This is a genomic window from Clostridium sp. DSM 8431 (genome assembly GCF_900116755.1).
In the GTDB taxonomy this organism is placed as follows: Bacteria; Bacillota; Clostridia; order Clostridiales; family Clostridiaceae; genus Clostridium.
The window spans coordinates 1-14,104 of the sequence record NZ_FPBY01000092.1; the positions used below are offsets into that span (position 1 = coordinate 1).

Annotated in this window: 15 protein-coding genes; 1 reads left to right on the forward strand and 14 read right to left on the reverse strand. The window is 28.4% G+C overall.

Going from position 1 to position 14,104, the window contains the following annotated elements:
* A partial coding sequence (locus BM384_RS10365; protein WP_139232091.1) for an integrase core domain-containing protein occupies positions 1-190 on the forward strand: 190 nt, incomplete at its 5' end.
* Between the two features lie 20 nt (positions 191-210).
* Here the strand turns inward: BM384_RS10365 and BM384_RS10370 are convergent.
* The 14 genes from BM384_RS10370 to BM384_RS10435 form a co-directional block, all read right to left on the reverse strand.
* Positions 211-1,044 carry a hypothetical protein gene (locus tag BM384_RS10370; protein ID WP_090013444.1) on the reverse strand — a complete coding sequence of 278 codons (834 nt, stop codon included), beginning with the start codon at positions 1,042-1,044 and terminating at the stop codon, positions 211-213.
* Between the two features lie 34 nt (positions 1,045-1,078).
* On the reverse strand, positions 1,079-1,693 hold the full coding sequence (locus BM384_RS10375) for a DapH/DapD/GlmU-related protein (protein ID WP_139232092.1): 615 nt from the start codon (positions 1,691-1,693) through the stop codon (positions 1,079-1,081).
* Between the two features lie 95 nt (positions 1,694-1,788).
* Positions 1,789-2,631: a carbohydrate deacetylase gene (locus tag BM384_RS10380; RefSeq protein WP_175537343.1), complete on the reverse strand. Its 843-nt coding sequence runs from the start codon at positions 2,629-2,631 to the stop codon at positions 1,789-1,791.
* Between the two features lie 55 nt (positions 2,632-2,686).
* Positions 2,687-3,646, reverse strand: coding sequence for a glycosyltransferase family 2 protein (locus BM384_RS10385; protein WP_090013449.1), 960 nt, complete (start codon positions 3,644-3,646; stop codon positions 2,687-2,689).
* Positions 3,647-3,650: 4 nt separating this feature from the next.
* Positions 3,651-4,595 (reverse strand): dimethylarginine dimethylaminohydrolase family protein, encoded by a 945-nt coding sequence (locus BM384_RS10390; protein WP_090013450.1) that lies wholly within the window; start codon positions 4,593-4,595, stop codon positions 3,651-3,653.
* Between the two features lie 396 nt (positions 4,596-4,991).
* On the reverse strand, positions 4,992-6,386 hold the full coding sequence (gene ltrA, locus BM384_RS10395; protein WP_207650717.1) for a group II intron reverse transcriptase/maturase: 1,395 nt from the start codon (positions 6,384-6,386) through the stop codon (positions 4,992-4,994).
* A gap of 489 nt (positions 6,387-6,875) precedes the next feature.
* Positions 6,876-8,222 carry an MATE family efflux transporter gene (locus tag BM384_RS10400; protein ID WP_175537344.1) on the reverse strand — a complete coding sequence of 449 codons (1,347 nt, stop codon included), beginning with the start codon at positions 8,220-8,222 and terminating at the stop codon, positions 6,876-6,878.
* Position 8,223: 1 nt separating this feature from the next.
* Entirely contained in the window at positions 8,224-8,850 is a 627-nt protein-coding gene (yqeK, locus tag BM384_RS10405) for a bis(5'-nucleosyl)-tetraphosphatase (symmetrical) YqeK (RefSeq protein WP_175537345.1), read from the reverse strand.
* Positions 8,851-8,893: 43 nt separating this feature from the next.
* On the reverse strand, positions 8,894-9,769 hold the full coding sequence (locus BM384_RS10410) for a Cof-type HAD-IIB family hydrolase (RefSeq protein ID WP_090013455.1): 876 nt from the start codon (positions 9,767-9,769) through the stop codon (positions 8,894-8,896).
* A 34-nt stretch (positions 9,770-9,803) separates the two neighbouring features.
* Complete coding sequence (locus BM384_RS10415; protein WP_090013457.1) at positions 9,804-10,682, reverse strand: glycosyltransferase; 879 nt, start codon at positions 10,680-10,682, stop codon at positions 9,804-9,806.
* Positions 10,683-10,937: 255 nt separating this feature from the next.
* Positions 10,938-11,537, reverse strand: a complete 600-nt coding sequence (locus BM384_RS10420) for a recombinase family protein (protein ID WP_090013458.1) — start codon at positions 11,535-11,537, stop codon at positions 10,938-10,940.
* Positions 11,538-11,953: 416 nt separating this feature from the next.
* The gene (locus BM384_RS10425) at positions 11,954-13,057 is read right to left on the reverse strand and encodes a hypothetical protein (protein ID WP_090013460.1); all 1,104 of its coding nucleotides are present in this window, start codon (positions 13,055-13,057) and stop codon (positions 11,954-11,956) included.
* A gap of 184 nt (positions 13,058-13,241) precedes the next feature.
* Positions 13,242-13,760, reverse strand: coding sequence for a hypothetical protein (locus BM384_RS10430; RefSeq protein ID WP_090013462.1), 519 nt, complete (start codon positions 13,758-13,760; stop codon positions 13,242-13,244).
* A gap of 134 nt (positions 13,761-13,894) precedes the next feature.
* A partial coding sequence (locus BM384_RS10435; protein WP_139232093.1) for a transposase domain-containing protein occupies positions 13,895-14,104 on the reverse strand: 210 nt, incomplete at its 5' end.

The window sequence follows — 14,104 nt, forward strand, 5'->3', positions numbered from 1 at the left end:
GATTTTAGAAGATGAATGCTTTAAAATAAATGAATTTGAAACTTATACTGATGCTTATAGAATAGTTAATGAATTTATGATTTTCTATAATGAACGAAGATTGCATTCAAGTTTAGGATATATACCACCAAAGGAATTTTATACCCTTCACCTTGGAGAGAATCCACAAAAAATTTGCATAAAGATATAAAATTGAGAAAAACTTAGAATTTAATAGATTTTGTCCAATATAAAGGGGGTAATCCGAAGCCTTTCATAATCTAAAGAATTTCTTAAAGTTTTAACTTTAAAATTCACTACTGGAATTTCTTTTTCATAATTATACTCATATTCAAAATTACCACTAATGAATTCATAAAATTCACCTTCTATTGATTGATACAATTTTGCCAAATCATATGCAACATCTCCACCTTCACTATCACAGCGTGGATCTATCAAAATAAATTTACTATTATCCTCAGCATCATATAAAATGTGCTCTGCTAATAGATCTCCATGTACTTTACAAAGCTTACTTGGAATTAAAAGCTGTAATTTAGATGACTCCTTTATCAATTTCATACATTCATGAATATTTAAATAAAACTTTCCATTAATTTTAATCTTATCTGAAGTAATCAACTTTTTTAAGTCTTTTCTCTCTGTCAATAAATACTGAACCCTATCTTCTATTCTTGTAAGATACTTTTTATTAAAGAAACTTTTATCAGCCGGCTTATTCTCAAGAGTATATACTTCTTTACACATAAAAGTTACAACTTCACTTAAAAGCTTTTCTAATATTTCTACATCTTCATCATTATCAACTAATACTTTATCTAGCATATTTAAATCATAAAATGGATAAACATAAGTAACCTTATCATCCTCTATATTGTAACTTTCTACTTTAGGAAATTTATCTTTTAGATTTGGTTGCAAATCTAATAAATATTTTATCTGACTCACAGTAACATCCATTTCTTTTCCTTTTGCTACTTTTAAAATATATTCCTTTGAATCTTTCTTGAACTTATTTACTTCACTAAAACTTAATGCCATTTCAATCTCTTCTTTCTAGAATAAGTTATCATATTTACTTTTCTTTTGCTGGTACTCCATATACCAAAGAATTTTCTTTTACTTCCCTTGTTATTACAGAACCAGCACCTGTCCTAGAATTTTTTCCAATTGTACTTGGTGCAACCATTAATGATCCACTTCCTACAAAAGCTCCATCCCCTATTGTCGATTTATATTTTCTTTTTCCATCATAAGTACAAGTTATTGTACCTGCTCCAATATTTACATTAGTACCAAGAGTAGTATGTCCGATGTACGAGAAATGTTTACACTTACTCTTTTCACCAAACTGTGTATCATTTATCTCACTATAAGCTCCTATTGAAGCACTATTTTTTATTACAGCATTTCCTCTAATAAATGCATATGGACCTACTGTAACATTATCTTCAATTCTGCTATTCATAATAGTAGATTTATCTATTTCAACATTCTCACCTATTTTAGCATTAGTAAGTGCACTAAATTCTCCTATATATGTATTCTTTCCAATATGAGTATCACCTCTTAATACTACAAAACTTCCAATTGTAACTCCATGTTCTAATATAACTGAATCATCTATTTCAACATTTGCTGGATTAACAAACTTTATTCCTTTTTCAATCCACTTTTCTACAATATTCATAATAACTTTCCTTTCTATAAACTCAAATTTTATAAAATAAACTATTTTAATTGTTATTATACTATCTGGTTTCAAAATAGCCTTTTTAATATGAATTATAAGGACGAAAAATTAACCAAACTAATATTATTTTTATCTAACAATTCTTTAATTCTACTGTCTGTTAATATATTGAACTCATTTTTTCTCCCTATATTATATGAACTTTTATTCATAAGCTCATCATCTACAAACCCTGCATGTGTCATTAATTCAGTAGTTCCATCTGGCAAATTATTAATAATGTTTTCTAAATATTCAATGTTAGCTTGTTTATTATAAAAACCAGCTCTAAAATTATCAGGACATTTCATCTTTCTTCTAATGATTTCTTTCTCTAACTTTGAAAAGCTTTTTTCAAGATTTTTACCATAGACATTTCCCATTAAATCTTTTAATCCATCCTCGCTGAAATTTTCTAAATCTAATATAGGTTTTCTAATTGGCACATTATATTTTTCTGCGACTCTAAGATAACATTCAAAAAACCTTGGAAATAATATAACCCAATGATGACAATCAATATGAGCTGGCTTTTCACCATATACTTCTATAAATTTATCTACTTGCGCACAAAATTCATTAAATAATTCTTCATCCTGTACTCTTTCTTTAAAATCAAAAATATTTTTTTGAAACATACCTTTTTCTGACACTAAGCTTCTTACTTCATGCACATCTAATACAGGCTTTCCACTATTAAAAACTAAATGAACTCCTAATTCTAAACTTGAAGCAGTCTTAGAAAGTTTTAAAGCTTCTTCTGCAAAATCTTGATTCATCATAACAGTTGTTGTTGTCACTACTCCCTTTTTATTAGCTTCTATTATTCCTTCACTTACTGATTTTGTTAATCCAAAATCATCAGCATTAACTATAAGTTTTTTCTTGTTTAACATATTAATCATCTCTATTTAAAATTTAAATCTACTATATTAATATAGTTTCTATTTATCAGCCGGCTTTTCTTACTTTATTTCCACCAAAACTTACACCACCATTAAAAAAGCAGATTAGAGCCATCCATGTTGTAAATGGATAAAACCAAAACCATATGGGACTCAACAAGAAAGTATACTTAGGACATATATTTCGTCCATACAATACTTGACCTATTAAAGCTACAACACTAACGCCAACTGTAAATGCTATAATTATATTTTCAGCAACTTTAACATCTATTACTGCACATGATATTAATATCGGAAGAATTAATAAATACAGTAAAAATCTAAATGGCATTGCTAGATTTTCATAAGCATAACGAACTCTCTGTTCAAAAAATCTCTTAGTAGTAATTTCTTGTACAGCATCAATTGATACATCTCTAACAAACCCTACATTATAACCATTTTTTCTCAAATGTTTTTCAAATGCAAATTCATCAAATAATGAATCTCTACATGGTAATCCACACTTCTCAAACTGACTCTTCTTAAAAGCTAAATGTCCGCAATATTGCTTTCTATAATCTAAAATATTAATTACAAACATTCCGCATAAGTCAATTAATACAGAAATCTTAGACTTTTCAAATTTGGGCATACATTTAAACACATCATATTTATAAAAATATTTTTCTAATTTAATAATAGTTTCTCTATTTAATCTAAAATGATCATCAACTAATAGTATATTGTCATACTTTGCATACTTAAAAGCCTCACATACACCATTTGATTTATCATTTGCTCCAGTCCTTGCTTCCTTTTTAGGAACAAAGTGAACTATATTATTATAATTAACCATATATGTATCCATATAATTGTATACCTCTTCAACAGATTCATCTGCTATAACTATTTGTATTTCATCATTTACAACCTCTCGAGCCAATTTAACAACATTCTCAATAAGCCCATTTACAACATATTGTTGTTTTGCTTTTATTGGAATTATTATAGATACACTCATTACTCTACTTCCTTTCTATTACACCTGTCATACAATGAATAGCCCCCCCACCATTCATTAATTCTGATACATCAACTTCAATACACTCTATACCACAATCTTGATATTTCTTTATAGTATCCTTAGTACCTTTATTCATTACAATAGTTTCTTGATTAATTGGAACAAAATTTATTGACATGCATTGATCAACTTCAGTAATATTATCTAAATCTATAATTTTATATCCATGTCTTTTTAATGATTGATACATTTCGTATGATGCCCTTTGTGGAACAAGAGCAGCGTATTTAGAATTCAAAATATTAACAACACCATCTAAATGGCCACATCCATATGTTGTTTGTATTATTTTTATATCTGTATATCCCTGCATTTCTAGTAGAATTTTTACAAATTGTACTGCTTTCATATTAGTTCTTATTCCAATGCCTAAGAAAACCAAATCCTTATTAACTAAAATTATATCTGGTCCCTCTAAGTTCATTTCTCCATGAGCTGTAGCAATAATAGGAATTCCTAAAGATGATAACTTTTCTGCTACAATTACTTCTTCACCTGTTCTTGCTTCTGATGCTAATCTAGAAACAATAGCTCCTTGTGATGTCATAGTAAATGTATCACGCATAAATATTATGTTAGGATATTTCTCTGCACGTATGTCATCAATATAATTAACCTTAACCCCTAATTTTCTATATGTTTCAGCTATGTTATCATGTTGAAACTGTGCCTTTTCTAAGTCCATTTTTTTAGTCCATAAATACTTACTTGGATTATCTACTTTGAGAATTTCCTTTCCAGGGCGTCTCATTAAAACTTCTTTTAATTCGTCAGTTTCTGAGACAACGCCACATTGCCTCCATATAGTACCTAATTCATCAATACTTGTAGTCTTTCTCGGTCTCCATCCTGCTCCTCCATGTGCTGAGTCTACACTTTTTATCATTTCACTTTTCCTCCATTATTTTATTTTTTTACAATTACCTATTATATCACCTTTTATTATACTTATTTGTTATTTTATGTGTTTTTTCTATTTATTTTATTTCCTTTTTATTGACTTATTTTTTAAATCCCTCATTAATTTAATATATTTTCTATCATTTCTTAATATCAACTTAATAATATAAATTTTTACAATATTGTTCTCTTTAAATTTAAATAATATAAAAATAAAACAAAAAAATCAATTTCTCCACACTTCTGTCAAGTTTATTGAGTATACATTTTTATCTTTTAACAGAACTTATATATACAATCGAGTAGGAGGTAGATAATTATTTTATCTACCGACCTCTCACACCACCGTACATACGGTTCCGTATACGGCGGTTCATTAGAATTAATTTATTACTTGATAAATATTAGATAGGCTCATTAATCCAATAGTTTTAAAGTATCTATTGTTTAATGTAGTTTCTAGAATTGGGCTACTCGATATTCTCCAGTAGCCTTTTCTTGTATTGGCATATTCATATGCCTTATATTTAGGAACTCCAAGTTTAATAAGATTTCTGAATCTTGTTTTTACTCTCTTCCATTGTTTCCATATACAAGCTCGTAACCTTCTTCTAATCCATTGGTCTAATTCCATTAGCTTTCGCTTGGCGTTAGCTATTCCAAAATAATTAATCCATCCTTTAATAGAGTCATTTAATTTAAGTAGTCTTAATTCCATAGATATTCCTCTATTTCTGTTTGTTATAAATTTTACCTTTTCTTTAAATCTTTTTATTGATTTCTCGTGTATTCTTATTTTGGCTCCATCTTTGGAGAAATAAAATGAAAACCCCAGAAATTTTCTTTTACTTACAATGTCAACTGCACTCTTATCTCTATTGACTTTTAATTTAAGTCTACCCTCGATAATTCTTGTTATAGAATTCATTACTCTAAGACCTGCTCTTTTACTTTTAACATATATATTACAATCATCTGCATATCTACAAAATTTATGTCCTCTTTTCTCAAGTTCTTTATCAACATCATCTAACATTATGTTTGCTAGTAATGGACTAAGTGGTCCCCCTTGCGGTGTTCCTTCTTCACTTGACACTTTAATTCCATTTATTAAAACTCCACTTTCTAGATACTTCCTTATAAGGTTTAGTAGTCTTCTATCTTTCACTCTTTTTTCAAGTTTTCCCATTAAAATATCGTGGTTAACTTTATCAAAGAACTTTTCTAAGTCCATATCTACAACCCACTTATATCCTTGATTTATATATGTTTCAGATTGCTTTATAGCATTCTTTGCACCTCTGTTTGGTCTAAAGCCGAAACTACTTTCAGAGAAAGTAGGCTCATACATTTCACTAAGTACTTGTGCAATTGCTTGTTGAATCATTCTATCTTGCACTGTTGGTATTCCTAACAATCTCACTCCGCCATCTGGCTTTGGAATTTCAACTCTCCTTACTGGAGATGGATTATATTTTCCTTCTAGCAGTTTAGATTTAACTGTTGTCCATGTCCTTTTGACATGCTCACGAAGTTCATCGGTCTTCATGCCATCAATACCATGGCTACCTTTATTTCTAATTACTCTATACATTGCTTCAAGCATATTGTCTCTTTCGAGTACATCTTCGAGTAATCTGCTAGTATCAAATAATTCATTGTTTACGCTTTCCCTATTTAATAAATCTACAGTTTTACTCTGCATCTTCTGTTTATCTCGAACTTCCATTTCTACCTCCACAGCAAGATTCCTTATCGGAATTTCTGCTTTCTTCATAATTCTTAGATTTATCAAAGTTGTAAACCTCTAATGTTCAGTCCTTCCCTTCGTTATCGCGATTAACTCAGGTACTATGACGTCTGCTGACTTCTGATAATTCAGCTATATATTACTACATAGGTTATCAATTTCGAAATTTCATCTACTTATTGATGTATTATCAGACCTCCCCAGGTAAGAACGTGCACTTTCACTTCATCTATCTGCCACATTTACTCTGTCTATTTCGGATAGTTATAGGGCTTCACTTTGTTCAGCAAGCTTACCCATAGACTTAAGCCTCAGATGTGATTTGTGTTCCTCAGACCAAAGCTTTGCCTCCGACTTCCTTCAGATTCCACCTCACGATGGACACCCTTGTCTTAAGCTATACGGTTGGCACTATCAGCCCCCGTTACGGACTTTCACCGATTAGTGCACGCCCATGCTGGGCGCACTAAAAAAAGCCACGTCTTCACCGAAAGACATAGCTTTATACATAAATAATTAATTACTTAATAGTTTTTTATAATCCTTAAAAAATGTACCCATTAAAAATAATGTACATAACACCCATACTATTGGCTCTGTAACACACACACCTGTATATCCAAGTTTAGGAGTTAAGTACCATGTAGAAAAGCACTTTCCTACTAACTCAATAGTACTTGATACCATAGGTGCTACTTTATTTCCAATTCCCTGTAATGACGTTCTAAATACAAATAAAACTCCTAATACATAAAAAAATGGTATATTGATTTTTAAATACTTAGAAGCCATATTTATAATATATACTTCTGTTGTTCCTGTAATAATTTGAATTATAGTATCTGAAAACAAGCTTATCACAACTACTATAATACTTGTCCACACAAATCCTATTAAACAGGTTTTCATAATACCATCTTTTATTCTATTCATCTTTTTTGCTCCAAAGTTTTGTCCAATAAATGTAGCATTAGCATTCGATAATGTAACTAATGGTAACATCAACATTTCATCTACTTTTCTAGCTCCTAAATTAGCTGTAATTGTTGCATTTCCAAGAGAATTTATAGAACTTTGTAATACTACCGAACCTATAGCAAATATTGAATTTACCATTCCCATAGATAATCCTGTCCCGAACATTTCCTTTACAAACTCTTTTGAAAAGTTAAAATTCTCTTTTGAAATTCTTAGCTGAGGATAATTTTTCACTCTATTAATATAGCATAAAACTGCTGATAAAATCTGAGATAATACAGTTGCTAACGCTGCACCTTCAATTCCCATTTTGAAAATTACGACAAACATAAAATCCAATATAATATTAATAATCAAGCAAATACTTAAAAATAATAAAGGAGTTCTACTATTTCCAACAGCTCTTAAAATACCTGACTCCATATTGTATATATTAGTACTTATCATTCCAATTAAGATTATAATAATATATTTATACGAATCACCTATTATTAATTCCGGAGTATTTAATAATCTAAGTACAGGTAAAACTGCAATTACTGATATTACTGTAAGAAGTATGGAAACTACTATATTTAACACTATCATAAGTGCAACTGATTTTTTTATTTTTTCTTCACTCTTTTCCCCAAAATACCTTGCTATAATTATACTATACCCATTATTCATCCCATTACTCATACCTATAATTAGACTATAAATAGAACTAGTTGCCCCTATTGCAGCTAATGCATTATCTCCTAACGTATATCCTACAATAATTGTATCCGCAATATTATATATCTGTTGAAGTATATTCCCTAAAAATATTGGTAACGCAAATAAAATAATTAGACGTACAATATTTCCAGACGTCATATCTGTAACTTTTCTACTACTCTCCACCTTATCTAACCTTCTCACCTTTTTTAATACTTTCTTCAAGCCAAACTTTAGCTTCATCCAACCACTTATGAGGCATTAAAATCATATTATTATCATACACGTATTTTATATATGCTAAAGACGCATACTCTAATGATTTATCTAATTCTCCTTTTACTATTTCATAATAAGGTGGTTGACCCTCTTGATCCCATGCTAATTTATCTGCTACAAATAATGCCATATCATAATTGGATGCATTTTTCTTTAAGGTAGTGTGATAATTTATTGCAGACAATATTCTTTCATCCCTTATATTAAATATCTTGTTACACATAATAGCTGAAAGTCTTTGATGAAGTAAAAATGGATATTTCTCTTCAGATTTATCTAAAAACATTTTATTTCTTTTAATATACGTAAGCATATCAGCTGAATTTATAATTCCTGCTATATCATGTCCCAATGCTGCTATCTTACATACCTCTTCATCTAATCTAAATTTTCTTGCTATCTCTACATTTACTTTTGCAACATTAGTTACATGTTTGTATGTATCTATTTTTCCATTCAACAATAGTATTTCTCTTATAGCTGTTTCAAAATTCCCTATATTATTAATTAACTTAATCTCGTTTATATTATCCAAAAATATATTCATCCCCTTATCAATTAATATATTACATAATATATTACATAATAAATTTTTCTATAGCATATGAAACTCCATCTTCATCATTTGTTAATGTTATATAATCTGCTACATTCTTTATTTCTTCCACTCCATTTTGCATAGCTACTCCAATTCCAGCGTACTCTATCATTTCTTTATCATTAAAGTTATCCCCAAATGCTATTAATTCCTCTCTTTTTATATTCAACATATCAATAAGAATTTTAACCGAATTGCCCTTATTAACATCTTTAGCTGTTATCTCTATATTGTTTCTATATGATGAAGTTACATACACCGAACTTATTTTATTAACTAATTCTCTAATATCATTTAACATTTCTTTATTAGTATCTAAAACTTCTATTTTTAGAATTTGATTACTTTTATTTTTGTCATAACCAACTATATCATCTACATTTGCATAATTACTGCACAATTTAATATAGTAATTATGTAAATCCTGTTCTCTATTTTCAATCTTTTTGTATTTATCTAATACAAAGCCCATTAAAATTTTATCTATTCCTTCAGGACACCTTACAATAATTTCATCTGAATAATAGCATTTATACAATACTTTTTTTTGATTAAGTATATCAACAATTTCTCTTATATCATTATTTTTTATTCCTTTATTCCATATAATATTTCCTTGAGTATCACATATTTCTGCTCCATTAAGTCCTATAATACCAATATTGATATCATACTTTTTCAACATTTTTCTTATTTCATTTGCTTGCCGTCCAGATACAATAACAAATTTAATTCCTTTACTCTCTAGCTTTTTAATTTCATTTATATTCGTTGACGAAATATTATTATTTGAGTCAAGTAATGTTCCGTCCATATCACACACTATTAATTTTAATGTATCCTTGTTTTCTTGCACTTAATTACCTCCTTACCTTTATAATTTATATCCATTATATTTTTTTCTTCATAATCTTATGGTTCAGTTCTATACTTGAAGTATTAATATAGACTTCAGTAGATTGCAATTTATATTTACTATGTATAAACTCTTTTTTTTCTTTTCCTCTTTTCTTGAGTTCTTCTTTACTAATACTTGTTTTAAATTTATCATGTGGCATATGAATGCTTTTTAACTTTCTATCCATTATAATTTCCACACCATTCGTATACATAGCTAAAGCAATATCTGTATCTTCTCCACCCCAAGTATTAAAACTTTCATCAAACATTCCAACTTTAGTTAATATATCTCTTTTAACAGAGGCATAGCCTGTCCAAAATATTACCCATGGAGCCGGCCATTTTGTCAAATCATCACCTAAATCTTTATAAAGTTTTTCTCTCATATCAAAAACCTTTTCTTTTTCTAATAATTCTATGTACTTATCAACATTAAGAGGATCTACATTCATACTTAATATTTTTTCCTCATTTTCACTGTATTCATCAAATCCATACATATATCCAATAACTGCATACTCTTTTGAAGAGCTATGTATTTTTATATTTTCATTAATAGCATCTTTTTTCAATAACACTCCACTGTCAACAAAAACACATATATCTCCTTCTGAACTTTTAATCCCTAAATTTCTTGCTGCTGCCACTCTAAATCCTACATGTTCCTGATATATGTACTTTATATTAAGTTTATCTCTGTACATATCAACTACCTGATGTGTATCATCAGTTGAACCATCATCTATAATTATCACTTCAAACTTTTGTCTATTAATATCTTGTTGAAGTAAAGATTTAAGAGTACCTTCTAATAAATTACTTCGATTATATGTAGGAATTATTACACTTGCATAGTATTTGCTTTTCACTTACATCATCTCCAATTTTATATTTCTTTTCATTATTTTAACTCTTGTTTAATAAAAAGTAAATATTTCTTCCGTTTTTTAATATCAATTATCTTATCTAAAAAATCATCTTATTGTTAAATAGACTTAAAATATCAATTTTAATATAAAAAAGAAGAGGTTATTCCTCTCCTAGATAATATTGGTGATTAATATAGTAATGTGGTATCTCTTTCTATAACTCTCTAAAATATATTTAAAATGTAAACTATCCCCCTACCCTTCAACAATAACTTTTATATACTTGTCTAAAGTAGGTCTAGAAATTCCACACATCTTAGCAAAATCGCTCTTACTTATAGCTCCATTCTTATATAATTCATAAGTCTCTATAACTTTCTTCGGTATATCACCCAACTTTAAGCTAGGTCTTCCAACAACCTTTCCTTTTGCTCTAGCATTAGCAACGCCACTTTTAACTCTTTCTGAAATCATGTTACGTTCCATTTCGGCAAAGACACCCATCATCTTTAACATTCCATCTGTCATAGGATCAAGTTCCTTTTCAGTACAATCAACAACAAATGTTCCTAATATAAGTTTCAACCTCTTCTTTTTAACTATATCTATTATTTCACACAGCTGCTTTGTACTTCGAGTAATTCTTGAAACTTCTGTTGCTACAATTGTATCTCCTTCTTGAACTGCTCCTAGTAATCTGTTTAGCTCTACTCTATTAAGCTTTGTACCACTCTCATATTCTTTATATATATTATACTTATCTGTAACTCCTAAAGCTTTTAATTCTCTTTCCTGTCTTGTAATATCCTGCTTTGTTTCATTTGTACTACATCTACAATATCCGTATGCTGTCATATATTTATCCTCTGTTTCTATAATTTATATAAGTATATTAGCATCAATTTTATATATTGTAAATAAAAACATTGTAAATTAAATTATTAAGAATTTCTACACAGACAAGCCATTTATACACCATCATTCTTAAAAATATAAGTGTAAACTAAAACAGATGTTTTTCTTTACATAAATTCATAATAATTTTCATGTCGTCACCATGTCGAGAAATCATTGAAATCCCTAGCAAATTTGATTTTTGGTATCATTCCAAAAAAAATTTCATATGCAATATTAATGATTTTTTATACCATATTTTTTTAATTTCCATGTCGAAAATAAAAGAGTTTAATTTATAAACATGTGATTATTTTGAACAAAAAAGAGATACTCCTCCATCTGTATCTCTCAATTAATACTTAGTATTTAATTTTTTAACTAGCTATAAAATCTAAAACCCTCTTTTCAACTTCCCTTAATTCTTCAATAGAAAGATCCCATACATTATCCTCGAAGTGTTCAAAAAACTCCTCCAAATATACCTCCATTTCACTTTCTTCATTTACTTTTGCTAAATATGAATTGATTCTTTTTATTACATCTGCTTTTGATTCTTCAACTTGATTTAATATTAACTTTTCCAACTCACCCAGTTTATTATTTAACTTCTTTTCTAATTTGGTAGTATCATTACCTTTATTTCTTTCTGAAGCTATCTTCCCCTTTAAACCCTTTATTGTTTTATTTAATTGAGATGTATCTTTTTTAATTAGTCTCCATCCCTCTAGATTAACATAATAGTTTTTTGATTCCCTAAGTGCATATTCTAATTCAAGTGGATGAATAGTATATACATTATTAGCTAACTTTTTAATTTTATTTTTACTTAATACTCCTATATTATCATAGAATATCAATTCCCATTCATTTAGCTGTGTAAGATATTTATTAAAAGTACTTTCACTTATTCCTAAATCTTTAGTTATTTGTTCATATGAAGGATGACAATATTCTGCCTTGCCTCCCATTCGATATTTAGGATCTTTTTCGTTCTCTTTTCTTCTTCTTATCCTTGATACAATATAGCAATATATATTTATTAATCTCAGCTTATTTAATTCTGTATCTGAAGATATTATTTTCTCATAAACGTCATGATTTACCACAAAAAATTCTGTAATTTTTTCTCCATCTCTGTTAAATGGCACACTTAATTTACACTTTAATAAATCATTTCTTCTAACTTTATCCACACTCATATTCAAATCTAGAATAATATCTATTTTTTCTAACTGATCTAATATATTACGTACTCTTTCAATTGATTTACCTGCACCACTTCTTGGTGTTATATTAAAGCAATTGAGAAAGTCCTCTATTGTAAATAAACTTTCCCCTAATCTATTTGTATTAATATCTAAATATAATAATAATCCTATAACTTCTTCCCCATAAATTTTATAGAATGTTTCAGTTGAATCTTTATAATTCCATATATAATTATTTTTTAACATAGTAAATGTTATTTTTTCATTCATACAATATCCTCCCTTGTTTTTATGCTTGTACTAAATTCTTTAGTACAATACATTAGTTTATTTTTTTGTTATTTTTGTTTCTTCTTTTGTTATGCTCTAATTTATGTATAGAAACTGTTCTTTTACCTCTGTATATAAGCCAACTAAGTATTACAGTTTCTATACACATATACAATTCAACCAACTATTTAATATATTCATTATTTAAAATATCAGCAAAAGGATCTTCCAATAATTCTTTACTACAATAATTGATCCATCCATATATTTTATGTAATCTTGACCTATCAAAATATTCTTGTTGTTGAAACCATTCTTCCATCATACTATTGCCTTTAGAAAGATTGGCACTAGCAGAACAAGGTATAATATTAAAAATTGCATGACATCCCCCTTTATCAAGAGGTTGAATATGCTCTAATGTATATGTATCTTTTGTTAATATCGTTCCATTGTATGGACATTCTAATTGACCATTCTCATTAGTGAAGAATTTAAACATCTCTTTTATGTATTCATTTTTTATATTTCCTACTAAGTAGTCAGCTTTTTGCTTAAATCTATATTTTGATTTATTAAATCTATCTATAGCATTTTTGCAATCGTTACAACGTTTTTTGGATTCATGTATTCTATCCCCATTCTTATATATAAATTCTTTAACATCCTTTTCAATTTCACATATAGTACATTTTCTTTTCATAAATTTCTTCTCCTTCGTTTAACAGTAAGCGTAAAAGTTTTTGGCGTCTTTTATTGCTTCAAAAATAGTAATAAAATATCCCTATAAAGTTATTGAGATTTACATCATACCTCAATTATCTTTATAGGGATTTACTATTTCTTATCTTTAATTTTTAGATCATCCGGTATCTTATCAGCCCAAGGCATAAGATTCTCTAAGCTTTCGCTATCGGTTGTATCTATATTTATTAAGTTATCAAAAAGATAAACTAAATACTTTTCTATAACCAGCTTATTAGCCTTGGCAGTTTCCACAATACTATATAAATAACTACTAGCAGTTGCTCCTTTTGCAGTATTAGC